Raw genomic sequence first — 26003 nt, 5'->3', positions numbered from 1 at the left:
CTTTTTAAATATTCATTACAAAATTACTTCCAGTTAAAAGTAATTCGTTTTTCAATTTCTGAACTTAAACTTAAAAATACCGGACAAGTCATTCCGGCACGTTCCAGGATTGTTCTGCTTTTCTCGTCTTCAACACCTTGCATATCAAACACAATTTCGATTGCACCAATTCTTCTTGGTTCAGCATTCATTATTTTGGTTACTTCAGCAGTTGATCCAATAAAATCTACGCTCAAATCGCGCGCTTTGATTCCCATAATCGTCATCATGCAGCTTGCTAAAGCATTAGCAACTGTATCTGTTGGAGAAAAAGCTTCACCTTTTCCGTTATTATCTACTGGTGCATCAGAGATGATTTCGCTTCCTGATTGCACATGAATTGAGCTTGTTCTTAAATCTCCTAAATAGGTTACTTTTGATGTCATTAATTTGCTACTTTTAAAGTTAAATCGGTGTCGTAATATAAAATGTAAACACCTTTGTTTGCGTGTCCGCCATCTTCTTTTTTATAAAACTGGAATTTATTGTCAACTTGTTCTGTTGTCATTAAATCTGCTGTTTCCTGATATGTTTTTCCTTGTACCAAACGCATCATTGTATCAAAAGTCACATCAAATCCGCGTGTTGCATAAGTATTAGGATTTACTTTATTTTTCAATCGGTATTGTTTTTCAAAAATCAAAACAGGCTGTTCATCACTTTCTCTTGTTACAGAAGGGTACATTAATTTCAATTTTATTAAGTTATCAAAACTAATTTCATCTGTATCAAGTGTGCTGTTTGGTTCTAAAATTACCAATTGCACCTGACACGTTTTTTGTGCATCAAGCAAAGCTTTTATCGTAGTTTTAACCATGGCTGTATTACCTGTTTCCATAACTACATAATTCATTCTGTTTGGCAATAATAGGCCCTTCAAATTAGCCACATCCAAACCTCCTGTTTCTGTCAAGGCAGCAAAAACAACTCCTTTTTGGTTTTGTTTGATGTAGTTAACAACAGATTCTTTTTTCTTGTCTACCACAGCAACAATATTTCCGTTTTTAGAACGCATATAATCAAAAACCGCATTTCTAACTACATCACTCGATGGTATTGTTTGATACAAATTATCAATAGAATTCGATGAATCTTTTGATAATGGCGAAATCACAGGAACATTGTACGAACGCAATGCGTTAGCCGCAGTTTCGGCATTACTTTGATAAAATGGCCCGACAACAGCATCTGCATCCTGCAATTTATTCTGAGCGATTAAGCTCGAAATGTTCGAAGAACTTTTAGTTTCCTGAGAGTCATAAATCGCAACATCAATAGGTAATTTTAAAGTTTTAGCCGAATCTATAGCCATCATTGCTCCTGAATAAAAATCAAGTGTCATATTCAAAAACTTATCACCTTTGATTCTGTTGGCTATGCTTGTAGTATCAGTTTGCATTTTTGCCAAATTAAACGGCAATAATAAAACTACTTTTTTACGTTCGGTCTGACCTCTTTTTTTAGTCAATTCCACCACTTCAGGATTAACCGAAACCGTTTCAGATTTTACTTTATCAACAACTTTAATACCTGCTGTATTTTCTGTCGATCTGTCGATTGCTTGTTCCGTTGCTTTTTCAACAGGTTGTGCCTGAACAATAATTGGTTGTGGTGCCAAATATCCTGCAGGAACTTTTAAAACCATTCCTTCTTTTACACCTTCAGCAAGCGCAGGATTAAGTTGCGTTAACTCTTCCTGAGAGATATGAAAAGTTCTTCCTAAACTATAAAAAGTCTCTTTTGGTTTTACCTGATATTCCATATAAGAAGTTGCTTTTTTAGAAGCTTCAGCCGCTTTTTTAGTTTCGGCTGGTTTAGCGACATTTGTCACTGTTTGTACAGGAGCTTCTGTTTTAGGAGCATGTCCTTTTATAGTCAATCGGTATCCAACTGGCAAACTCGAAACAATTTCTGGATTACGCTTTTCTAAATCTTCAATAGTAGTATCGTACTTTTTTGCTATCGAAAATTTAGTCTCTTTTGCTACAACATCATGATATACATACTTTTCCTGCGCAACAGATTTTACTGTTTTGCTAGCAGTAGCCGCTGTTTTTGCTGTTGATCCTTTTGCAGGAATCACCAATGTTTGTCCTATTTGCAAACCATCTTTTACTAAAAAAGGATTTGCTGCTTTTAAAGCTTCATCGGTAATATCATACTTTTTTTCAATTCCAAATAACGTTTCTTTAGGCTGTACCTCATGCGTACCTGGATTCTTACCCGCAGTTTTTTTAACTGATTTTTCTTCTGTTTTAGCAACAGCTTTAGCACCATTTGTCGGGATCAATAAAACCGTATTTGGTTTTACTCCGTTTCTGGCATCAGGATTTAGTGCATAAATATCATAAGGCGTAACCTTAAATTTTACGGCAATCTGGTTTATCGATTCTCCACTTGAAACCGTGTATTTAACGACTTTTTCTTGTGAAAAAGCATTACAGGTTACAAAAAAAACTAGAGACAATAATGTTGAATAATATTTCATAATAGGGCTTAAAACAATTTAATTTCTAATTCAAAAAAACAAGTTACTAATTTCTCTTCAAAACAAGATTCTTGTCACTTGTTAATTTTGCGCTAATTATTCTCTAAGATCAATTTCTAATTTAGCAATAACGATCTCTTTATATAACTCATCTTCTTCTTTTTTCTTGCATTTATACAGCACTTCTTCCATATTTTCGAACTTATCCGAATACACATAATACGAAAGACTGTTGATGTTAAAGAAGAAACTAGCGTTAAAATCGCCAGAATCAATGAGTTTCATAATGAGCTTATCTCTTAGCGTTGCGTCTGTAAATATACCTAAAACTAAGTAATAGCCGTTTGAAACTTCTTTAAGATTATCAAAAACTTCAACCTTTATCGTCTTATCATTTTTAAGAGGATTTTCCTTTAATTCGCGTTTCATCTCTTCCAGCGAAATTGTTTTTGAAGCTTCCGCCGATGTTGTTTTTCTTTGATTTTTAACTGCTTCATCCTGATATTTTTTCAATTTTACCAAAGCCAGTTTATCATCAAATTTTCGGGCTTCCATACTATAAAACGAAGCTTTGCTGATATGACGTTTTACTTCAATTTTTTTCTGAGTATCTAAAGAATCAATTTTAGCAATCAAAAGCTGGTTTTGTGCATCGCCTTGCTCCTGCTCTATTTTGTAACGCTTAATTTCTTCTAATGAAAGACGTTGTTGTAATGAAGTCGAAGCGGTGTTTTTCTCGCTTTCGCGGATTTTTTTCTTATATACCTGATTTTCTTCAACAGCAATTTGTTCTACTTTGTTCATTAATCCGGCGTAAACTTTTCGATTTTCCGCTAATTCTTTCTTTAATTGAGACGATAATTCACTGGTTTTCTCAATGCTTTCATACGATTGTTTTTCCAGACGTTTCGATTCGTTTACATTCAAAACATCCATTCTTTTCAAATCGACCAAATCACTGTTCATTGTATTTACCAATGAATCTAGTTTTGCCATTAAAACATCCTGCACATTTTTATTGGCTTCCAAAACCAAACGCAATTTCTCAACCGAATTTTCTTTAGAACCATTCATTTCGTTCAGATTGACTTTCAGATCATTAATTTTTATAATTTTCTGATTCATTTCTTTCTGAACAACCAATCTGTCTTTTAGATCTTCAAGTTCAACCGTTTTTGCTTTTGTTTTTTCGACTACGACTTGTTTTTCGGCAAGAGCCAACATCAATTCTTCGCTTTCGTTTGTTGGTTTAACTTCTTTGGTATTAATGGCTAATTTATTGCCAACTATTAATCCGTTTACAATTTCGGGATTTTGAGATTCTAATTGATCGATCGAAATTCCATATTTTTTGGCAATCGAAAATTTGGTTTCCTTTGGTTCAACCACATGAAAAACAGTTTCCTGATTAATCACGCGAACACGTCCGTCCAATGTTTTTCTTTTGTTAGGAATTGTAATTGTCTGACCAATCTGCAATCCGTTGACTAAAATTTCTTTATTCTGATTTTCTAAATCCTGAACGGATACATTGTATTGTCTCGCAATGCTAAACAAAGATTCTTTAGCAACGACCTGATGCGTAACTTTTGAAGAAGTTGTAATTTCAGTTTTAGGAAGATTTGCAGGATTCTGCGGAATAATTAATTCCTGACCAATCTGAAGTCCGTTGGCAAGAACTGGGTTTGCATTTTGAAGGGCTTCTACAGAAACATTATATTGTTTTGATAAGCCAAAAAGGGTTTCTTTTGCACCAACAATGTGTGTAATTTGTTGGTTTGAATTTTGTTTTTCTGTCGGATGGACTGGGATTTTAAGAACTTGATTGTCTTGGATTCCGCTTTGTGATTCAGGGTTGAGTTTGTAAATTTCATCAACAGAAACCTTGTACTTTTGGGCAATAAAATAGGCGGTTTCTCCTTTTTGAATTTTGTGTTCAATAATTGAATCTTGTGCAATTATTTTGTTAAAAGACAAAATAAAGACAAGAGAAATCGTTAAAAGTTCTCTCATAAATAGTAGGTTTAAAAATTTAAGGCGTTACAAATGTAACGCCTTAAATTGAAAAATATTACTATTCCCACTCAATTGTTGCAGGTGGTTTTGAACTTATATCGTAAACAACGCGATTCACGCCTTTTACCTTATTAATAATGTCATTTGACACTTTCATCAGGAAATCATACGGTAAATGTACCCAGTCAGCAGTCATACCATCTGTAGATTCAACTGCTCTAAGCGCTACTACTTTTTCGTACGTACGCTCATCGCCCATCACACCAACAGAATTTACAGGAAGCAAAATTGCTCCAGCCTGCCAAACTTTATCATACAATCCCCAAGATTTTAATCCGTCGATAAAAACAGCATCAACATCTTGTAAAATCTGAACTTTCTCAGGAGTAATATCTCCCAAAATTCTGATTGATAATCCTGGTCCCGGGAAAGGGTGTCTTCCTAATAATTCAGGATCTATTCCTAAAGTAGCACCAACTCTACGAACCTCGTCTTTAAACAACATTCTAAGTGGTTCTACAATTTTTAATTTCATATAATCCGGCAATCCACCTACGTTATGGTGCGATTTAATAGTTGCCGATGGTCCTTTTACCGAAACAGATTCGATTACGTCAGGATAAATTGTTCCTTGCGCCAACCATTTTACGTCTTCGATTAAGTGTGATTCATCATCAAAAACTTCGATAAATACACGACCAATAGTTTTACGTTTGGTTTCAGGATCACTGATTCCGGCTAACTCGCCTAAGAAACGATCTCCTGCATCTACTCCTTTTACGTTCAATCCCATTCCTTTGTATTGATCTAATACGTTTTGGAATTCGTTTTTACGAAGTAAACCGTTATTTACGAAAATACAGTATAGGTTTTTACCAATTGCCTGGTGTAATAAAACTGCCGCTACAGTAGAATCTACTCCGCCTGACAATCCTAAAACTACTTTGTCATTTCCTAATTTCTCTTTTAATTCTGCCACCATTTCTTCTACGAAAGCATTTGGTGTAAAATTTTGAGGAACTTCGGCAATGTCTACTAAAAAGTTTTTCAGCATTTTTGATCCATCTGTAGAATGGAAAACTTCTGGGTGATACTGAATTGCATAAGTTGTTTCACCTTCAATTTTGTAAGCAGCATATTCTACGTCATGCGTGCTTGCCAATTTTACAGCATTTGTTGGTAAAGCCTTGATACTATCGCTATGACTCATCCAAACCTGACTGTTTTCTGAAACTCCATTAAAGAAAGTTTCCCCTTCTTTAATATAAGATAAATTAGCTCTACCATATTCTCTGGTGTTCGAAGCTGCTACTTCACCTCCACTAAAATGTGCTAAGTATTGTGCTCCGTAACAAACTGCCAACATTGGAAGTTTGCCTCGAATTTGAGATAAATCAGGATGTGGAGCGTCTTCTGCACGAACAGAAAATGGGCTTCCTCCTAAAATTACGGCTTTATAAGGTGATAAATCACTTGGAAAGTGATTGTAAGGGAAAATTTCGCAGAATATATTTAATTCGCGAACTCTACGCGCAATAAGCTGAGTATATTGCGATCCGAAATCTAAAATAAGTACGTTGTGTTGCATGCGCAAAAATACTTTTTATATTCGAATTTGAAAAATCGGAACTGTGAAAAAAAAATATTTTTTTTCACAGTTCCGATTTTCTAGGTACAAAGTTGTAAAGTTGCAAAGGTTCAGAGGTTTTAAAATTTGCATTTTTATTGCTCCTTTTCTTTTTTGTTTTATTAAAAAAATTCAAAAGAACAAAAATAGACCAAGCGTAAAAAATCTGAATGTTTTCATTAAAACGTAAAAAAAATTACCACATTTATAGAAATTTAATAAATTCTCTTTTAACTAATGAATATTAAGAAACCCCTTAAAAAAATAGCTTTTCACATTCTAATTATTTTTATTGTAGTAATAATTCCTCCTATTGTATATGACTATATGGCCAGTTATCAATATTATGATTTTGCATTAATCGGAGGAATATCTTATTTTATTTATGCTTTCTATCTCGTCTTCAAAATTAAAAACCAACGTGCAAAAATTATTCTTTTAGGTATATTATATTCAATAATAACACTATGCATTGGAACATCACTCATGTTCATCAATGATTATTCAATTTTAATACTATTAACAATCAATCTAATAATTCAATACTTCCTATTAGCAAAGAACCCAAAATCTATAGATCCGAAAATACGGAAATCCTATTTAATTAACTTTGCAGTTACTATAATTTTATCTCTTTTTGGGGTCTGTTTTTGGTGTCTTATGCTAGCTGCAGGGGGAATGCCATCAAATCATTACTGATTATTAATAGCGATTTCAATTTAGAGTAATAGAATTATTCGCTTTTATTAACCCTTTTTTTGTTCATTTGTACCTTTGAACCTTTGAACCTAAAAAAAATTATGAAATCAAAATCAATTGCCCTAATCCTTTTCTTATCATTGTTTTTAAACTCTTGCAATACAGTTGATGATTTATTGACTTTTACTATTTCCAATGAAACTTCAATTCAGATAAAAAGTAATTTACCTATCAATTTACCCTCTGAAATTGTTACACCAGACGTTACCACAAATTCATCGGCTGAATTTTCGAACAACAAAACCAAAGCTAGTTTAGTGAAAGATGTAAAGCTGAAATCACTTCAATTAGCAATTACAAATCCTACAGACAAAACATTTACGTTTTTAAAATCGATTCATTTGTATATCTCAACCACAGATTCTGACGAGATAGAATTGGCTTATCAGGATAATATCAACTCAAACACAAATACGATTGATTTAATTTGTACCGATAAAAGACTGGATCAATACATTAAAGCTGATAAATACAAAATCAGAACTCAGGTTACTCTAAAAGAATCACTTACAAAAGACGTAACCGTTAAAGCAGATATGAAGTTTAAAGTGACTGCAGATCCGTTCTAAAAAAGGCACAAAGGTTCAAAGTGACAAAGGCTCAGAGGTTTTAAAAAAGTCCAACAACTTTGTTCCTTTGAACCTTTGTCGCTTTGAACCTGACTTTACTCTTTCGTAACAATAATAGAGGCTTTAAATCCAGCGGCAAGATTGTCCCAATAATCATTGGTTACTAATTGTCCTTTGTCATCGTAGACCTGGATTTCGGCAGTATTTCCTCCTAGGGAACCAATATTTAAGGCTTCGAAGTCTAATTTATTAAAGCCATTTACCAGATTAATTTTTACATCTTTAAAATTAGAATCCAAAAATAATTGATCTTTAATAATCTGGTCGTTTGAAGATACTTTTACCAAATCGCCATCGATGGCTCCAAAATCTCTGAATTTTACAATAAAGTATTGTGATTTGGTTTTAAATTCTCCTAACGAAATATTTTTCTTAACCAATGTTCCGCGGCCTTCTTTTAAGCCGGCATCTTTTAAAGCTTTATCTAAATCCTTTTCCATTTTGGCTACATAACGATCGCCGGGATTGGCAAAATCAGTTTCTGTAGACATGGTAAATTTGCTTTTTTCTTGTCCAATCTGGAATTGAGATTTTGGTGTAATACTCGTATTATCAAAAACATTTGGAGTTTTAATACTCGGAATATCACTATTATCAGCCTGAGGATCTTTTATTTGATGAATAGGTGTTTTCTTAGGTTTTGCACCAAATTTTGGCGCAGCAATAGGTTTGAATTTAGTTCCAAATTCGGTTTGTGCTGATACTGTTACAGCTGTAAAAAATAGTATGAAAAATAAAATGTGCTTCATTGAAAAAGTATTATCGAATCGGCTTTTATAGTTTTTATAAAATCTGAGCATAGCATCACAAAAATAGCATAATTTAATTAGGCGCTACAACTTTAAGACTATTATAACAATATATTAGGCTAATTTTTGGAATCAAAAAACCTGCCAAAAGAGAATTTTTCTTTAAATTTCATTAACCTCAATTGTATTAAGAATACAAAAAATCCGACTTGCATTGACAAGCCGGATCTAATGAAAAATAAATAACAAAAAAAAACTAGTCTTTAACAATAACTGCGGTCAATGTAGTAAGATCTAGTGTTTTGCCTACCGTATAATTAAGATGGACATCATCTGTATAGGTAACTCCGGCTTCGACATAATGTACGTATGTAGTACTTTGAAACACTGTCCCATCAGTAGTTTTAGCAGTAAACTTTACTGAGAAGTCTCCCTTGCCCATAAACACTATAGGATGTTTTAGAAGTGTTTTTTATATCAAAATCAATTACCAGATAATCATTATATAGTTTCTTGTTTGTAACTGTTAAAGCAAAATCAGCCACATTAAACGCAGTACCATTTGATGACGTATAATCATTATCGTTGCTTGAACTGCAACTTGTCAATAAAATGGACATGCATAATAAAAGAACAAGACTTAATGTTGATTTTAAAAAAGATAATTTTCTCATAACTATTAAATATTACCGTTACTATATTTCTTTATCATTTTTTACTTGCCTTAAAGAATAGATAATAGTTTACATTATTTATCGAAAACATAGACAATTTTCTATAACCAAAAAACTTTTTTTATAAGATTTATATTAAAAATAATTAGTTATTTTATTCTAAATCCTAATTCAAAAAATATAAAATTTTGATTATTACCAACTTATTCCTAACTTCAATACCTTAATTCACTTTTATTAAAATTGAGGCATTATGGATTATATAGACTATTATAAAGTATTAGAAATCACAAAATCGGCCACAGAAGCCGAAATCAAAAAAGCCTATCGGAAAATGGCTCGAAAATATCATCCAGATTTGAATCCGAATGATAAAGAAGCGGAGAAAAAATTCAAGGAAATAAATGAAGCTAATGAGGTTTTAAGCAATCCTGAAAATCGCAAAAAATACGATAAGTATGGAAAAGACTGGAAACATGCCGATGAATTTGAAAAAGCAGGTTACGATCCTAATCAACAACAATATTCGAGACAACAGCAAGGCGGCGGTCAAAGTTATTCTGGTTTTGAAGGAGGAGATTTTTCAGGAAGTGATTTCTCTGATTTCTTCAATTCTATGTATGGTTCTGCGGGAAGAAGTTCCAAAAGTCAGGCTAAATACAGAGGTCAGGATTTTAATGCCGAATTGCAATTAGACCTCACATCAGCCTATACAACACACAAACAAAACTTAACCGTAAACGGAAAAAACATCCGAATTACAATTCCGGCCGGTGTCGAAAACGGACAAATAATAAAGATCCCAAATCATGGTGCTCCCGGCGCAAACGGTGGTCCGAATGGTGATTTGTACATTACTTTTCTAGTTGATAACAATTCTGATTTTAAACGTGAAGGCAATAATTTATATGCCGATGTCGATCTGAATTTATACACTGCAATTCTTGGCGGTGAAATTTTCGTGAATACTTTTGACGGAAAAGTAAAAATTAAAGTTCCTGCCGAAACTCAGCCCGGAACTAAGGTTAAACTAAAAGGAAAAGGTTTTCCGATCTATAAAAAAGAAAATCAGTTTGGAGATTTATACATTACTTACACTCTAAAAATTCCGACCAAATTATCGACAAAAGAAAAAGAATTATTCGAAGAACTAGCTAAATTAAGAAATCATGAGTAGTAAAAACTTAATTCAAATAAAACAATTTTGCGTGTATCATGAAATTGAAAACACCTTTATAACAGAGTTGCACAATTATGGTCTGATAAAAATTATTGTTCTGGAAGAAGATGAATATTTACAGCCGGAACAATTGCCTGCTGTCGAAAAAATGATTCGCCTTCATTATGATTTAAAAATCAATCTTGAAGGTATTGATGTTATTGCAAACTTATTGGACAAAATTGAAGCTTTACAGCAAAATCTTACCACAACTCAAAACAAACTTCGTCTTTACGAACATCATCAAATTGAGCAATAAAGATTTTGTTTCACGCAGATTTAAATCTGCGTGAACGACTTTTGGCGATTTTGCGTTTCTGCGAGAAAAAGATTAAAACGTAATTTGCTAAATTAATGACATTAACCGATAACTATCGGGAGTGGCAAAAAATTAAATCTATCACTCAAAATATCACAAAAAAGAATGATTTTTGAAATGATTTTGCCCAAATTTGGTTCTTTTTCATCTCCATATTTTATAAATTGCAACACAATTAACGAACCGGAATTTGTTTTTAAAAATGCTAAAAACAATTCAAAAAAACATACAAAATGAAAAGAGAAAACATCTTAACAGGATCACCTTGGGAGGACAAAATGGGATATTGTCGTGCAGTAAGAATTGGCAATATTATTGAAGTTTCAGGAACAGTGGCTATTGTTGATGGTGAAAAAGTAAAAGCCGACGATGCTTATGCTCAAACCTATAACATCCTGGAACGTGTTGAAAAAGTATTAGAAGATTTGAGTGTTGGAATGAAAGATGTCATCAGAACAAGAATCTTTACAACCAATATTGCAACTTTTGAAGATGTAGCAAGAGCGCATTCAGCGTTTTTTAAAGATGTAAAACCAACTACAGGTTTTTATGAAATCAGTAAATTGGTTGCTCCTGAATATTTAGTTGAAATTGAATTTACAGCTGTTATACAGTAATATTTTTTTGCCACCAATTTCACGAATTTTCACGAATTACTTTTTCTACTAATCTAGAGAATTAGAAAAGATTTCTTTTTTAATTTCTTCAATTAAAAAGCAATTAATTCGTGAAAATTCGTGAAATTCGTGGCAAACTTTCTTTATATAATTAATGGCTCCTCAAAAACTAAAAAAAATATTCCTGACAACTTTCAAATGGATTTTGATCTGTGTTTTGATAGGTATTTTGTCTGGATCTGCATCGGCATTTTTTTTAGTTTCTCTGGAATGGGTTACTCAATTTAGAATTCACCACGATTGGATTATCTGGCTTTTGCCTTTCGGCGGATTATTGGTGGGATTGAGTTATTATTACTGGGGAGAATCAGTCGCAAAAGGCAATAATTTATTGCTGGAAGAATACGAAAATCCTCAGAAACTGATTCCGCTTAAAATGGCTCCTTTAGTACTTTTAGGAACTTTACTTACGCATCTATTTGGAGGTTCAGCAGGTCGCGAAGGTACAGCAGTACAAATGGGTGGAGCAATTGCGGATCAATTTACCAAACTTTTTAAACTGGATAATTCCGAAAGAAAAATTCTGATCATACTGGGAATCAGCGCCGGTTTTGCATCGGTTTTTGGAACTCCGCTGGCGGGTGCGATTTTTGCACTTGAAGTTTTATATTTCAGCAAAATCAATCTTAAAAGTATTGTTTTATCCTTTTTGGTGGCTTATGCAGCTTATTTTACGGTAGAATTTTGGCAAGTAAAACATACCCATTATAGCATTCCAGTTGTTCCTGAAATTAGTATTTCGACTTTAGGCTATGTTATTATAATTGGAATTTTATCAGGTTTTGCAGCTTTATTGTTTTCAAGAAGTACTCATTTTTGGGGTTCGCTTTTTTCAAAAAACATAAAATATCCTCCGTTACGCCCTTTTATTGGCGGAATTGTTCTTGCCATCGCCATTGCAGGTTTTGGACTCACAAAATTCTCAGGATTAGGTGTTCCTGTTATTATAGATTCTTTTTCGAATGCAAATCCCTGGTATGACTTTTTACTTAAAATTCTGTTTACGGGTTTTACTTTAGGAGCAGGTTTTAAAGGTGGTGAAGTCACTCCGTTATTCTTTGTTGGTGCCACTTTAGGAAGTGCTTTATCCTTAATAATTCCGTTGCCAATTGCCTTTTTAGCCGGACTGGGATTTGTTGCCGTATTTTCGGGCGCAACCCACACTCCTATTGCCTGCACGATTATGGGCATGGAACTTTTCGGGATTCAACCTGGTCTCTTTATTGCAATTGCGTGTATTATTGCTTACTTTTCTTCAGGTTCTGTCGGAATTTATAAAGCGCAAATTGTTAAGGGAGCTAAATTTAAGTTGTATCAGAAATTTCAAAAAGAGGAATTGGAACACCTATAATTAAATTCCAATTTTTTAAATTCCAAATTCCAAACTTGATCACTGAAACTATCGTTCCTTCGGAACTTTACAACGTTATTCAATATTAAAAAATCCGTTTAAATCAGCGTTTTCGCTTTAGCGAATCCGTTTTATCTGCGTATAGATTTAAATTTCAATAAACAAATTCCAAATTCCAAAAATCGCATCCCACATTTCTCAATTCACAGTCAACATAATTTCACAGTTCACAACCAACATAAAAGTGTGTTAATCTGTAAAATGATTTCAACATTACATTAAAAAAATGTAAATTCGCACACTATGAAAATACAAGATATTCAAGCGATACAATTATTACTCGCAACCCCAAAGAAAATCGCCATAATACCGCATAGAGGTCCTGATGGAGACGCTATGGGCTCGACCTTAGGTTTATACCATTTTTTATTAAAAAACAATCATCAGCCAACGGTGATTGCACCTAATGATTTTCCTGATTTCTTAGCTTGGTTACCAGGCTCTGAAACGGTAAAAATATTCGAAAAAGATACTGAAAACTGCGCCAAGATATTAGAAGAAGCTGAGCTGATTTTTACACTCGATTTTAATGCTTTTCATCGCACGGGCGAAATGGAACATACTTTAGCCAAACTAACCGCTCCGTTTGTCATGATTGATCATCATCAAAAGCCTGATGATTATGCTACTTATATGTATTCTGATACCACATTTGGGTCAACTTGCGAAATGGTTTATAACTTCATTTCATTTTTAGGCAAAAAAGAAGATCTGGACAAAACAATTGCAACGTGTATTTATACCGGAATTTTAACGGATTCAGGTTCGTTTCGTTTTCCGGGAACAACAGGAAACACACACCGAATCATAGCTGAATTAATTGATTTAGGCGTTGAGAACACATTAATTCCGGTTTTATTATTTGATAATAGTTCTTACAGCCGTTTGCAATTATTGGGGCGTGCTTTGCAAAACATGAAAGTTTTTGAAGAGCATAAAACCTCTTATACTTCGCTTACTCAGGACGAATTGGATTCTTTTAATTATATAAAAGGTGATACTGAAGGAATTGTAAATTATGGTTTAAGTATAAAAGGTATTCTGTTTACTGCTATTTTTATCGAAAATAAAGACGAGAAAATCATCAAGATTTCTTTCCGCTCGCAAGGCGGATTTGATGTGAATCAGTTTGCAAGAGACCATTTTAACGGAGGCGGACATAGTAATGCTGCCGGAGGAAGATCTGATGTTTCGATGCAAGAAACTTTGGCAAAATTTGAAGATTTAGTAACTAAACTAAAAATATAACCCCATGAACTACCTAAAACTAAGCATTTACACCCTACTTTTTGCTGTTTTACTGGTTAGCTGTAAACAACATGAAGATGCCAGAAGACCTATTTCAAGATCTTCAGGTACTTTCATGAAAAAATCAGTTGATCGTAACAAAAAAATAATTGCTAACGAAGAGAAGGTTATCAAAAAAATAATCAAAAGCAATCCTAAAACTAAATATTTTGCCACTAGAAAAGGATATTGGTTTTATTATGATGAAAGAAATCAAACGGATCTTTCGACACCTAAAAAAGGAGATATTGCTTATTACAACTTAGAAGTAAAAGATATAAAAGGCAATGTTATTTACTCAGAAGCAGATCTTGGTCCGCAGACTTATTATGTAGACAAACAAGACATCATGATGGGATTGCGCGACGGTATTAAACTGATGCATAAAAATGAAACAGTGACCTTCTTGTTTCCGTCTCATATTGCTTACGGATATCACGGAGATAATAAAAAAATTGGAACTAACCAGTCTTTAATTTGCACGGTAACACTTCGAAATTTCGTACCGGATCCTGCGGCGCCAAAAACAGCAACTCCTGCGGGACAACCTGCAGCTGCACAAACAGCAGGAGGACAAGCTCCAAAGCCTGCAACGCCAAAACCAACAGCTGTAAAACCAGCAAATCCAGTTAAAAAAGATACAATAAACCCATAAAAAAACATTTTAAAAATGAAAAAAAGTATTTTATTATTACTATTAGCCGTTACCTCATTTTATTCTTGTAAAGACGAACACGGCAATTTACCTGACGGTTTATATGCTGACATTGAAACTAATAAAGGACATATTATTGTTGAATTAGATTATAAAAAAGCTCCTATTACGGTTGCAAATTTTGTAACCTTAGCCGAAGGCAAAAATGAATTCGTAACTAAAGAATATCTAAAAGGAAAGCCTTTTTATGATGGATTAAAATTTCATAGAGTTATTGAAGATTTCATGATTCAAACCGGAGATCCTGAAGGAACTGGTTCTGGAGATACAGGTTATAAATTTAAAGATGAAATCACTGATCTTAAATTTGACAAAGCGGGTGTTTTGGCTATGGCAAACAATGGTCCGGGAACAAACAGCAGTCAATTTTTTATCACACACGTTGAAACGCCTTGGCTAGACGGAAAACATACTATTTTTGGTCATGTGGTTGAAAAAGGTCAGGAAGTTGTAAATCAAATCAAACAAGACGATAAAGTTGTTGCTGTAACTATTATCAGAAATGGTGAAGCTGCAAAGAAGTTTGATGCTGTAAAAGTATTTCATGATTATTTTTCTGAAATCGCAAAAGAAAAAAGTAAATATGCAGGAGTTCAAAAAGAAAAAGTAGCTTATTATGCTTCTGTTAGACCAAAAGCTACAAAAACAAGTACTGGTTTAGAATACTTAATTACTGAAAAAGGAACTGGTAAAAAACCTGCTGCAGGAACTCACATATACATTCACTATTCTGGTTTCTTAGAAGACGGAACTTTGTTTGATTCAAGTGTAGAAGATGTTAATAAAGCATTTGGAAAGTTTGATCGTGCAAGAGCAGAACAACACGGTTACCAGCCAATTCCTTTCCAGGCAGGTCGTAAAGATGGTATGATTCCTGGGTTTATCGAAGGAATTGAACAACTTTCTTTTGGAGATAAAGCAATTCTATTTATTCCGTCACATTTAGCTTACGGAGCAACTGGGGCTGGTGGAGTTATTCCTCCAAATGCAAATATTATTTTCGAAGTTCAATTATTAGAGAAACCGTAATAATATTCCTATATTTAAACCGTTATTACAGACTTAAATTCGAAACACGATGAAATTTAAATTTCTATTTTTATTTTGCCTGGCAATTGTAAACATTCAGGCACAAACAACAAAAAAACCAGTTGCAAAACCAAAACCTGCAGCAACAACAAAAGCTGCTCCTGCAACAAACCCTAATGAAGGTATTTTTGCTACAATCTCAACTACAAAAGGTGATATTGTTTTATCATTAGAATATGTAAAAGCTCCTGTAACGGTAGCAAACTTTATTACATTGGCAGAAGGTAAAAACCCTTACGTAAAAGTTGAAAAACTAAAAGGAAAACCTTTTTATGATGGATTAAAATTTCATAGAGTTATCAACGATTTTATGATTCAGGGTGGAGATCCACAAGGAAATGGTTCAGGAGATCCGGGATATTCATTTAAAGATGAGTTCGTTCCTGAGTTAAAATTTGATAAAGGCGGAGTTTTAGCAATGGCTAATTCAGGACCTGCAACAAATGGAAGTCAATTTTTTATCACACATAAAGATACACAATGGCTTAACGGAAAACATACTATTTTTGGTCACGTAGTTTCTGGAATGGACGTTGTAAATAAGATTGTTCAGGACGATGTTATTACAAAAATCACTATTACACGCAAAGGTGCTGCAGCTAAGAAATTTGATGCTGTAAAAGTTTTCACTGATGACGTAAAAAAACAAGAAGGTAAAAAAGCAGAAAGTCAAAAAGTGGTTACACAAAAAGCTGCTTCTTTTGCAAGTGCAAAAGCAACCGCTACAACAACTCCATCTGGTTTAAAATATGTCGTTACTAAAAAAGGAAATGGTGTAAAACCTGCTGAAGGATCTACAATTTATTTTCATTATGCAGGATACTTTGAAGACGGAAATCTTTTTGACAGCAGCATGGCAAGTGTAGCAAAAGATTATGGTAAATATGATGCTAGCAGAGATGCGCAAGGCGGTTATAAAGCTTTTCCTTTTACAGCCGGTAAAAAAGACGGGATGATTCCTGGTTTTATCGAAGCATTAGATATGATGACGGACGGAGAGAAAGCAACCTTTATTCTTCCATCAAACTTAGCTTATGGGGCAAGTGGCGCCGGAGGCGTAATTCCGCCAAATGCGACTTTGATTTTCGAAATCGAATTGTATCAAAATCAGCCAAATGTAAAATAAAAACAAATTTATTTTATCTCATATAAATCAAACCCATCAAAATTTAGATTTTGATGGGTTTCTTATTTTAACTATTCTCTAATTATATCAAATTCATAATTTTACATTAGAAATCGACCCCGCAACCATACTGATAATAATGTTTACATCCTTTTTCTACCAATTCTTAAACAAAATAGCTTACCTTTGCCGGCTTTATTTTTTTAATTAAACAAGTTAAGATGTCACAAAACAACGTATTAAAGGGAGTATTTTTAGTAGCAATTGGAGCAACAACTTACGGAATGTTAGCTACTTTCGTAAAGATGGCCTATTCCGAAGGATATTCTACTGCCGAAGTAACAACATCTCAATTTATATTAGGAATCATTGGTGTTTTGCTAATCAATACTTTCCAGAAAATTAAGCTTAAAGACAATGTTGTAAAAGCAACTCCCAAAAATATTTTCAATCTGATGCTTGCAGGAACTTCGCTAGGAATGACAAGCTTGTTCTATTATTTAGCTGTAAAATACATTCCGGTTTCTATTGGAATTATTTTATTAATGCAAACCGTTTGGATGGGTGTTTTGCTTGAAATGATTTTAGAAAAAAAATTACCTTCAAAACAAAAAGTCGTTGCTGTAATCATTGTACTTATTGGTACTGTTTTGGCAACTAATATTATCAACAACGATATAACATTAGATTGGAGAGGAATTGTTTGGGGAGTTTTAGCGGCTGCATCTTTTACTACAACTATGTTTACAGCAAATAGTGTTGCTACCGGAATTTCATCTGCACAACGAAGCTTATACATGCTTTTAGGCGGATCTATTATTGTGTTTTCATTTGCTTTTGCAACTCAAATAACACCTTTTAACTTTGAGATTTTCATGAAATGGGGAATTATATTAGCCTTATTCGGAACTATTATTCCTCCTATGTTAATGACTGCAGGTTTCCCGTTAACCGGAATTGGATTAGGAAGTATTGTTTCTGCTCTTGAACTTCCTGTTTCTGTTATGATGGCTTATGTTTTATTAAACGAAGAAGTTATCTTTTCTCAATGGGTTGGGATTGTATTAATCATTCTGGCCATAATTATTATGAATGTAAATTTCAAGCGAAAAAAATAACCTAATTTGCGAGACACGAAAAAAAAGCGTCTTGTAATGTTATAATTGTTAATTTTTTTATAAATTCGTGATAAACAATAAGATATCATGAATCTATCCTGGCATTTATATTTAATGGCTTTTCTTTATATAGTTGCCGGACTTAACCATTTTAGAAAACCGGCAATGTATATCAAAATCATTCCGCCAGTTTTTAAAAATCCCAAATTAATAAATATTTTAAGCGGAGCTGCCGAACTAATCTTTGGCATACTTCTGCTATTTCATCCTACGACTAATTTAGCAGCATGGGGCATTATTGCACTCTTAATTGCTGTATTCCCCGCTAATTTATACATGTTTCAAAATAAAAAAGCGAGTTTCGGCTTGCCAAAATGGATTTTATTTGTACGTTTGCCCTTACAAATTGTATTGATTTTTTGGGCATACCAATATACCCTTTAACAATCAAGTATTAATTAAAATTATTTTTATTATGAAAAAATTATTTGCAGAATTTTTCGGAACCTATTGGCTCGTTTTTGGAGGTTGCGGAAGCGCACTTTTTGCTGCCGGGATTCCTAATTTAGGAATTGGGTTTGCTGGTGTTGCTTTGGCATTTGGTTTAACAGTACTAACAATGGCCTATGCCGTTGGACATATCTCTGGCGGGCATTTTAATCCTGCTGTTTCTTTTGGTTTATGGGCTGGAGGAAGATTCCCGGCAAAAGATCTTTTGCCTTACATCATCTCACAATGCGTTGGTGCTCTTGCTGCTGCAGGAACATTATTTATAATCTGGTCAGGTAAAGCAGGAAATGTCATTGATAATACTAAAGCCGGAGCTTTTGCTTCAAATGGTTTTGGCGCATTCTCTCCTGATGGTTACTCTTTACAATCTGCATTTATAGCTGAATTTGTTCTGACATTATTCTTTTTATTAGTAATTCTTGGAGCTACTGATAAATTTGCAAACGGAAGATTTGCCGGAATTGCTATTGGTTTAGCCTTGACTTTAATTCACTTAATCAGTATTCCTATTACTAATACTTCAGTAAACCCTGCAAGATCATTATCACAAGCTATTTTTGTTGGGGGCGAGCCTTTATCTCAAGTTTGGTTGTTTTGGTTAGCACCAATTTTAGGAGCCATTGTCGCTGGATTTATCTATAAAACATTATTGCAAAATCACGCTGAAGCTTAATCACCTTTTGTAAATCAAATAATAACTAATAAACTTAACATTATGGAATTTTTATATTTTTTACTTATAGGAGCCATCTCAGGATGGCTGGCAGGTCAGGTCTGGAAAGGCGCTGGCTTTGGATTACTTGGTAATATCGTTGTTGGAATCATCGGCGGAATCGTTGGTGGCTGGATTGCCGGAAAACTAGGTATTGGCGGTGGCGGACTTCTTTGGCAAATTATTATAGCTGTTGGAGGTGCCTGGGTGCTATTATTTATAATTAGTCTGGTAAAAAAAGCATAATTACTTTATAGTCAACCTCATTTTGAAAGAGAAAATCTGATATATTTATATTTGATTTTCTCTTTCTTATTTTAGAGTAATGGCAATTTAGCCTTTAGGATAAGAGGAACATTTTGGTTATAAATCTAAATCCAATTATTATGAATGAAGTAATTGCTTATTTCAGTACAATTCCGTCTTCACATCGAAGTTTAATTTTGGTTGGAGGAATAACTTTTTTTTGGATCATAGAAAACACTTTCCCCCTATTCCAGATGCAGTATAAAAAATGGCATCATGCAGGAATTAATTTTTTCCTGACATTGACAACCATTATTATTAACTTTTTACTGGCTTTTATTCTAATTAAAATAGCATTCTGGACAACCGAAAATCATTTTGGGATTTTACAATGGCTACCGGAAATTCCAATTTTACTTTATACTTTAATCGGATTGCTTTTATTGGATTTAATTGGGGCTTATTTACCACATTACATCCAGCATAAAATAAAATTTCTGTGGCGTTTTCATATTGTTCATCATACTGATACCTGGATCGACACTACAACTGCCAACAGACATCATCCGGGCGAAAGCGTGATTCGTTTTGTATTTACTACTCTTGGGGTCTTAATAGTAGGAACTCCAATGTGGATGGTCTTTTTATATCAGACTTTATCTGTCGTTGCGACACAATTTAATCATGCCAATATTTCACTGCCCAATAGATTAGACGTTTTCCTAAGTTATTTTATCGTTTCTCCCAACATGCACAAAGTACATCACCATTATGTTGTTCCTTATACAGACAGTAATTATGGAAACATATTTTCGGTTTGGGATCGTCTTTTTGGCACCTTCACGACCTTATCCAAAGACAAATTAATTTATGGAGTTGATACTCACATGATGCCTGAAGAAAATAATAAACTGAAAAACTTATTGAAAATCCCGTTTCAAAAATCAAGATCCATAAAAAACAGTTAAAAACAGTAAAAAAAGTGCACTTGAACTCACCAACTAATTATTTTTTTTATTAATATTGATACTTAAATTGAAAATCAATCTATTAATCATTAACCTCTATTTTGAATTAATTTTCACGTGATGAAAAAGAGTAACCGCAAAGAATTGAATTGGGAACAAACGGAAAAACTTGTTTCGTTAGCTTTAGAAGAAAAAAATCCATTTGAAATCATAAAGAAAGAATTTGGATTAGCAGAAAAAGAAGTTCTGGAAATCATGAAAAAGAAAATGCCTCTTGAAAAATTTGAGATGTGGAAAAAGAAGGCCATTGCTAATAAACCAAAACCAAAACCAGTTAAAATAGATGATTTTGATGAAGATTTGGACGGTAAGTATTATATAAAAAACAAACTAGACTAAGACAAAACTCCTGTTCTTCAGGAGTTTTTTTTATATTTTTAATTTAATGTAACTTTTTTACCTTTTGTAAGTCAAATACACATAACTAAACTTATTCAAATGAAAAAAATACTTTACACCTTAGCTCTTGCCGTAACGCTTTGGAGCTGTAAAACAGGGAGCTCTTCGGGTGCTGCAAAAAGCAATGTCGTAGATGTCAATATTAATCTTGTCGACGTAAAAGACGACAAAGTTCTGGTAACGGTTACTCCTCCACAAATAAAAACTAACGAAATTATTTATAGTATTCCAAAAACAGTTCCGGGTACTTATTCTACGGATAATTATGGTAAATACTCTGATGGTTTTAAAGCTTTTGACGCAAAAGGAAATGCATTAACAGTAAAAAGAATTGACGATAATTCCTGGTCAATTTCAAATGCAAAATCATTGAAAAAAATAACTTATTTAGTAGGCGATACATTTGATACTGAAAAAGGAACCGGATTTGGTAATGATGACGTGTTTTCGCCAGCGGGAACAAACATCAATGCAGGAATCAATTTCATGGTAAATACACATGGTTTTGTGGGTTATTTTCAAGATAAGCTAGATGTTCCTTACAAAGTTACTATTACACATCCTGAAACACTTTGGGGAGCAACTTCAATGACTGACGAAGATGCAAGCAAAACAAGTGACGTTTTTACAACGCCTCGTTATGCTGTTTTGGTTGAGAACCCAATTATGTATTCAAAACCGGATTATACTACATTTAACGTAAACGGAATGGATATCTTAATCGCTGTTTATTCTCCAACAGGAAAATTTACTGCAGAAAGTATTACTCCGGAAATGAAAACAATGATGACGGCTCAGAAAAACTTTTTAGGAAAAGTAAATGCTAATAAGAAATATACCGTTTTATTGTACTTATCATCTATGGCAAAAGACGACGCACACGGTTTTGGAGCTTTAGAGCACCCAACTGCAACTACAGTTGTTTTACCTGAATCTATGCCAAAAGAAAAGTTGGTAGAATCTATGAAAGATGTTGTTTCGCACGAGTTTTTCCATATTGTAACGCCATTAACTATTCACTCAAAAGAAATTCAGTTTTTTGATTATAACGCACCAAAAATGTCTGAGCATTTATGGATGTACGAAGGTGTAACAGAATATTTTGCTAATCTTTTTCAAATCAACCAAGGTTTAATTAACGAAGCTGAATTCTATACTCGTATTGCTGATAAAATCGAGCAGGCAAAAGGTTTAAATGATACTATGTCATTTACAACAATGAGTAAAAATGTTCTAGTACAGCCTTATAAAGACCAATACTTAAATGTATATCAAAAAGGTGCTTTGATTGGTATGTGCATCGATATTATTATTAGAGAAAAAAGCAACGGGGAAAGAGGAATTCTTGATTTAATGCATAAATTATCTAGCGAATATGGCGTTGAGAAACCATTTAATGATGACGAGCTTTTTGCAAAAATTACACAACTAACTTATCCTGAAGTTGGAGAATTTTTGAACAAATATGTGGCAGGAACAACTCCAATTCCTTATGATTTTTATTTGGCAAAAGTTGGTGTTGGTAAAGCTTCTGAGAAAAAAGCAGGACCAGTTTTCTTAAAAGGACAAACTCCATATATTAGTGTTGACAAAGCGACTAAAGCAATAAATGTTCGTGCTGATATTGATTTAAATGTATTCTTCACTAATTTAAATCTTAAAGCTGGTGACATTATCACTGCTATCAACGGAAAAACTTACAACCTGGACAATATTTATGATTTGATTACCGAAAGTGAAAACTGGAAAGAAAATGATCCTATCACTCTTCAAATCAAACGTGCTGGAAAAGAAGAAACCATTAAAGGAACTGTGAAATTACCATACGAAGAAACAGAAACTTTTAAAGTAACAGATGCTTCAAAAGAGAAACTTAAAAATGCATGGTTAAAAGGATAATTCTTTTTTAGAGACATAAAAAAAACCGACAAGTGATTGTCGGTTTTTTTTATGTTATTGCGTGTAGACCTTTATCAAAGTTTAAAACTTTGACAAAGGTTTTCTACGTTATTATTTCTTTACAGGAAATTTCCAGTCAAATTCGTCTTTATCATTGATGATTGCACCAACTTCAAATTTTACAACTTCATCAAATTCTGTTTGTAAAATAAACCAATTGTCTTCATTGAAATAGTTTTCGAAAGTATCAAAAGTTTCCTGATTGTATTTTGTGATTCCTTTTGTCGCTAAATCTTTCTTTACATCAGCAATTTTTCTTCCGAGAAGCTTGAATCCAAAAACTTCTAAATCATTGCTTGAAGCTACTAAATAACCCAATTTCATATCTTCTTCCTGATAAAATGTCAATCTGATTTTTTGAGCGTTGTATACAAAAATTACGTTGTCGTCTTCGTCTACATAATTTTTATCCGGTTTTCCTAAAGCAGCCGTTACATCGTTTTGCTTCATTCCGAAAAGCAACTTATCAATTCCTGATTTTAGATTTATTTTCATAATACGTGTCTTTTATTTGAGGTGCAAATTTCGTGAAGTTTTTGGAAACTCTGTTATGATTCTGTTTTTATTAATTTTTTCGCCACGAATTGCACGAATCATCTCGAATTTAAAACGTGTGTTTGTCAGGCTGAGCGAAGGCGAAGCCCATTTCGTTGCAAAAGCCTTCGACTTCGCTCAGGGTGACACTACAGAAAAATCTTTGTTAACCCGTTTTATCTGCCTAATCCGTGGGTAAATTTAATTCTGGTAATTCTTCTTATTCGGTTTAGCGCTCATATAAAAAGTAATTTTTCCGCCATTAATAACATCTGAATGTTTTAAGAAAGGTTTGTCTAATTGTTTTCCATTTAAAAGCACTTTACTCACAAACACATTTTTATCAGATTGATTTACCGTTTCTACTTCGAAAGTTTTTTCGCTTTCTAAATTAAAAACAGCTTTTTTAACCAACGGACTTCCCAGTGCATATTCATCAGAACCCGGTGCAACAGGATAAAATCCTAAACTGCTAAAAATATACCAGGCACTCATTTGTCCAAAGTCGTCATTTCCACCCAAGCCATCTGCACCATTTCGGTACATTTTTTTCAGGATCATTCGGATCTTGTCTTGCGCTTTCCACGGCGAATTGGTCCAATCATACAAATAAACAACATGATGCGAAGGTTCGTTTCCGTGTACATAATTTCCAATGATTCCATCTCTGGTAATATCTTCTGTATTCTCGAAATATTTGTCCGGTAAATGCATGCTGAATAATGAATCTAAACGAACATTAAATTTGTCATTTCCTCCCATTATTTTAATCATTTCTGTCGGATCTTGCGGAACATACAAACTATAATTCCATGAATTTCCTTCAATAAACCCCTGTCCGTGGGTGTCTAACGGATCAAATTCTTTTTTGAAAGTTCCGTCGTTTAATTTAGGACGCATGAAACCAGTTTTAGCATCATAAACATTTTTATAATTTTTAGATCTTTCGATAAATTCATTATAAATATCTGTTTTACCAAGCTTTTTAGCTGCCTGAGCAATTGCCCAATCGTCATAAGCATATTCTAATGTTTTAGAAACCGAAGATCCATTTTTGTCCTCCGGAACATAACCCATTTTCATATAATATTCCAATCCGTCATAATAAGGTACTTTGGCTGTGTTTATACACGCCTGAAGTGCTTTTTCTTTATCAAAATTTCCATTCCCTTTTACAATAGCGTCTGCAATCACAGATACAGAATGATAGCCTATCATACACCAGTTTTCATTAGCATAATGTGACCAGATTGGCAGCATTTTATGCACACTTTGATCTGAATGTGCCAACATAGAACTTATCATATCTGAGTTTCTTGCTGGCTGAACCAAATTAAAAAGCGGATGCAAAGCTCTGTAGGTATCCCATAAAGAATAACTGGTATAATTTTTAAAATTATCGGCTTTATGAACATTCATATCCAAGCCTTTGTAGTTTCCGTCTAAATCCATGTATTCTGTTGGACCTAAAAACGCATGATACATTGCCGTGTAAAAATTGACTAAATCTTCCTTTTGAATGGTTTCAATCTGAATTTTATTCAATTCTTTGTTCCAAACTTCCTGACTTTGTTTTTTTACTTTTTCGAAATCCCAACCCGGAACTTCTTTTTTCATGTTTTCAAGTGCTCCTGCAGAACTTACCGGCGAAAGTGCTATTTTAATTTTGATTTTTTCTCCTTCTTCTGTATTGAAATCAAAGAACAATTTTAGGTTTTGACCTGCCATTTCCGGGAAATTTTTGGTTTGATCAAATCTTCCCCAAAAACCTCTGTAGACACTTTTTTCCTGTGCTGCTTGTCCGTAGCTTTTAATTGGTTTGCTAAAAGACATCGCAAAATAAACCGTTCTGGTTCTCGCCCAACCATTTGTTTGGCGATATCCGGTAATTAAAGTATCATTTTCTACACGAACAAATGTCCAGACGTTCTTTTTATCGTAATTATAAATTCCTGATGTTAAATCAAGAATAATATGCGCTTCATTAGATTTTGGAAAACTATATTGGTGCATTCCCACGCGCGTTGTTGCCGTAAGTTCGGCTTTAATTTTATGATCTTCCAGAAAAACACTGTAATAAGCTGGTTCTGCTTTTTCGGTCGAATGAGAAAACGCAGATCGATAACCTGATAATGGTTTTGAAGCTACTCCGGGATTTAATTGCAGTTTTCCGGTTGTTGGCATAATTAGAAAATCGCCAAGATCAGAATGCCCTGTTCCGCTAAAATGCGTGTGACTGAAACCTACAATCGTTTTATCTTCGTATTGATATCCTGCGCAATATTTATAGACCTCTCCATTGTATTTTCCGTTTAAACCGTAAGCAATTGTATCTGTTTCTGGACTCAACTGCACGCTCCCAAAGGGAACTGTTGCGCCAGGATAAGTATGTCCCATTTTGGCCGTGCCAATCATTGGATCGACATACTGAATCAAATTTTGTTTCTCTATTTTCTTTTGTGCATTTGCTCCATAACCAAGCATTAAAACAGTTAAGCCAAAAAGAAAACTTTTACATTTCATTCTATTCATCAGGTTATTTTTAATTATTATTTTGGTTTAAAATAAGATTGGTTATTTACTAAAACGATTTATCAATACTTTTAGGTTAGAAAAATACAACAAAATATGCTCTTTTAAAAATGTAAATTTATCTGTGCTAAATAAGGTTTT

The 26003-nt window shown here is 33.6% G+C and carries 24 protein-coding genes; 16 read left to right on the top strand and 8 right to left on the bottom strand.

Annotated features, from left to right (window positions below; all coding sequences use genetic code 11):
* Positions 1 to 23 precede the first annotated feature (23 nt).
* The 4 genes from LPB88_RS04260 to guaA all read right to left on the bottom strand — a co-directional run bounded on the left by LPB88_RS04260 (position 24) and on the right by guaA (position 6131).
* Positions 24 to 425, bottom strand: coding sequence for an OsmC family protein (locus LPB88_RS04260; protein ID WP_230712777.1), 402 nt, complete (start codon positions 423 to 425; stop codon positions 24 to 26).
* Positions 425 to 2527 carry a LysM peptidoglycan-binding domain-containing protein gene (locus tag LPB88_RS04255; protein ID WP_230712775.1) on the bottom strand — a complete coding sequence of 701 codons (2103 nt, stop codon included), beginning with the start codon at positions 2525 to 2527 and terminating at the stop codon, positions 425 to 427. Before LPB88_RS04255 ends, LPB88_RS04260 begins: the two co-directional genes overlap by 1 nt.
* Before the next feature lie 96 nt (positions 2528 to 2623).
* The gene (locus LPB88_RS04250; RefSeq protein ID WP_230712773.1) at positions 2624 to 4540 is read right to left on the bottom strand and encodes a LysM peptidoglycan-binding domain-containing protein; all 1917 of its coding nucleotides are present in this window, start codon (positions 4538 to 4540) and stop codon (positions 2624 to 2626) included.
* Between the two features lie 61 nt (positions 4541 to 4601).
* Positions 4602 to 6131, bottom strand: a complete 1530-nt coding sequence (gene guaA, locus LPB88_RS04245; protein ID WP_230712771.1) for a glutamine-hydrolyzing GMP synthase — start codon at positions 6129 to 6131, stop codon at positions 4602 to 4604.
* A gap of 839 nt (positions 6132 to 6970) precedes the next feature.
* Here guaA and LPB88_RS04240 point away from each other — a divergent pair.
* Entirely contained in the window at positions 6971 to 7498 is a 528-nt protein-coding gene (locus LPB88_RS04240; RefSeq protein ID WP_230712770.1) for a hypothetical protein, read from the top strand.
* Positions 7499 to 7593: 95 nt separating this feature from the next.
* Here the strand turns inward: LPB88_RS04240 and LPB88_RS04235 are convergent, their stop codons facing one another.
* Positions 7594 to 8307, bottom strand: a complete 714-nt coding sequence (locus LPB88_RS04235; RefSeq protein WP_230712768.1) for a hypothetical protein — start codon at positions 8305 to 8307, stop codon at positions 7594 to 7596.
* A gap of 256 nt (positions 8308 to 8563) precedes the next feature.
* The gene (locus LPB88_RS04230; RefSeq protein ID WP_230712766.1) at positions 8564 to 8749 is read right to left on the bottom strand and encodes a hypothetical protein; all 186 of its coding nucleotides are present in this window, start codon (positions 8747 to 8749) and stop codon (positions 8564 to 8566) included.
* 485 nt (positions 8750 to 9234) lie between these two features.
* On the opposite strand from LPB88_RS04230, the gene LPB88_RS04225 reads away from it, so the two are divergent.
* The 15 genes from LPB88_RS04225 to LPB88_RS04155 all read left to right on the top strand — a co-directional run bounded on the left by LPB88_RS04225 (position 9235) and on the right by LPB88_RS04155 (position 22736).
* Entirely contained in the window at positions 9235 to 10158 is a 924-nt protein-coding gene (locus tag LPB88_RS04225; protein ID WP_230712764.1) for a DnaJ C-terminal domain-containing protein, read from the top strand.
* Positions 10151 to 10459 (top strand): chaperone modulator CbpM, encoded by a 309-nt coding sequence (locus tag LPB88_RS04220; RefSeq protein WP_230712762.1) that lies wholly within the window; start codon positions 10151 to 10153, stop codon positions 10457 to 10459. The genes LPB88_RS04225 and LPB88_RS04220 overlap by 8 nt, the downstream gene beginning before the upstream one ends.
* Positions 10460 to 10752: 293 nt before the next feature.
* The gene (locus tag LPB88_RS04215) at positions 10753 to 11136 is read left to right on the top strand and encodes a RidA family protein (RefSeq protein WP_089352738.1); all 384 of its coding nucleotides are present in this window, start codon (positions 10753 to 10755) and stop codon (positions 11134 to 11136) included.
* Between the two features lie 154 nt (positions 11137 to 11290).
* Positions 11291 to 12547: a voltage-gated chloride channel family protein gene (locus tag LPB88_RS04210; protein WP_230712760.1), complete on the top strand. Its 1257-nt coding sequence runs from the start codon at positions 11291 to 11293 to the stop codon at positions 12545 to 12547.
* 303 nt (positions 12548 to 12850) lie between these two features.
* A complete protein-coding gene (locus LPB88_RS04205) occupies positions 12851 to 13855 on the top strand; it encodes a bifunctional oligoribonuclease/PAP phosphatase NrnA (RefSeq protein ID WP_230712758.1) in 1005 nt (334 codons plus the stop codon).
* Between the two features lie 4 nt (positions 13856 to 13859).
* A complete protein-coding gene (gene gldI / locus LPB88_RS04200; RefSeq protein WP_230712757.1) occupies positions 13860 to 14549 on the top strand; it encodes a gliding motility-associated peptidyl-prolyl isomerase GldI in 690 nt (229 codons plus the stop codon).
* Positions 14550 to 14564: 15 nt separating this feature from the next.
* The gene (locus LPB88_RS04195) at positions 14565 to 15638 is read left to right on the top strand and encodes a peptidylprolyl isomerase (RefSeq protein ID WP_230712756.1); all 1074 of its coding nucleotides are present in this window, start codon (positions 14565 to 14567) and stop codon (positions 15636 to 15638) included.
* A 49-nt stretch (positions 15639 to 15687) separates the two neighbouring features.
* Positions 15688 to 16824: a peptidylprolyl isomerase gene (locus LPB88_RS04190; RefSeq protein ID WP_230712755.1), complete on the top strand. Its 1137-nt coding sequence runs from the start codon at positions 15688 to 15690 to the stop codon at positions 16822 to 16824.
* Positions 16825 to 17045: 221 nt separating this feature from the next.
* Entirely contained in the window at positions 17046 to 17942 is an 897-nt protein-coding gene (locus tag LPB88_RS04185) for a DMT family transporter (RefSeq protein ID WP_230712753.1), read from the top strand.
* Positions 17943 to 18029: 87 nt separating this feature from the next.
* Complete coding sequence (locus LPB88_RS04180) at positions 18030 to 18386, top strand: DoxX family membrane protein (protein WP_230712751.1); 357 nt, start codon at positions 18030 to 18032, stop codon at positions 18384 to 18386.
* 31 nt (positions 18387 to 18417) lie between these two features.
* Complete coding sequence (aqpZ, locus tag LPB88_RS04175; RefSeq protein ID WP_089352619.1) at positions 18418 to 19125, top strand: aquaporin Z; 708 nt, start codon at positions 18418 to 18420, stop codon at positions 19123 to 19125.
* A gap of 42 nt (positions 19126 to 19167) precedes the next feature.
* On the top strand, positions 19168 to 19410 hold the full coding sequence (locus tag LPB88_RS04170) for a GlsB/YeaQ/YmgE family stress response membrane protein (protein WP_089352618.1): 243 nt from the start codon (positions 19168 to 19170) through the stop codon (positions 19408 to 19410).
* A 140-nt stretch (positions 19411 to 19550) separates the two neighbouring features.
* On the top strand, positions 19551 to 20378 hold the full coding sequence (locus LPB88_RS04165) for a sterol desaturase family protein (RefSeq protein ID WP_230712749.1): 828 nt from the start codon (positions 19551 to 19553) through the stop codon (positions 20376 to 20378).
* Positions 20379 to 20498: 120 nt separating this feature from the next.
* Complete coding sequence (locus LPB88_RS04160; RefSeq protein ID WP_055098339.1) at positions 20499 to 20777, top strand: DUF2805 domain-containing protein; 279 nt, start codon at positions 20499 to 20501, stop codon at positions 20775 to 20777.
* A 99-nt stretch (positions 20778 to 20876) separates the two neighbouring features.
* Positions 20877 to 22736, top strand: a complete 1860-nt coding sequence (locus LPB88_RS04155; RefSeq protein ID WP_230712747.1) for a peptidase M61 — start codon at positions 20877 to 20879, stop codon at positions 22734 to 22736.
* Between the two features lie 111 nt (positions 22737 to 22847).
* On the opposite strand, the gene LPB88_RS04150 is transcribed toward LPB88_RS04155, so the two are convergent.
* Complete coding sequence (locus tag LPB88_RS04150; protein ID WP_230712745.1) at positions 22848 to 23291, bottom strand: hypothetical protein; 444 nt, start codon at positions 23289 to 23291, stop codon at positions 22848 to 22850.
* Positions 23292 to 23531: 240 nt separating this feature from the next.
* A complete protein-coding gene (locus LPB88_RS04145) occupies positions 23532 to 25853 on the bottom strand; it encodes a GH92 family glycosyl hydrolase (protein WP_370635819.1) in 2322 nt (773 codons plus the stop codon).
* Positions 25854 to 26003 lie beyond the last annotated feature (150 nt).

Source organism: Flavobacterium sp. JAS, from assembly GCF_020991455.1.
Lineage (GTDB): Bacteria > Bacteroidota > Bacteroidia > Flavobacteriales > Flavobacteriaceae > Flavobacterium.
The sequence above is the reverse complement of the archived record's forward strand: the minus strand, read 5'-3'. Positions and strand labels throughout refer to the sequence as shown.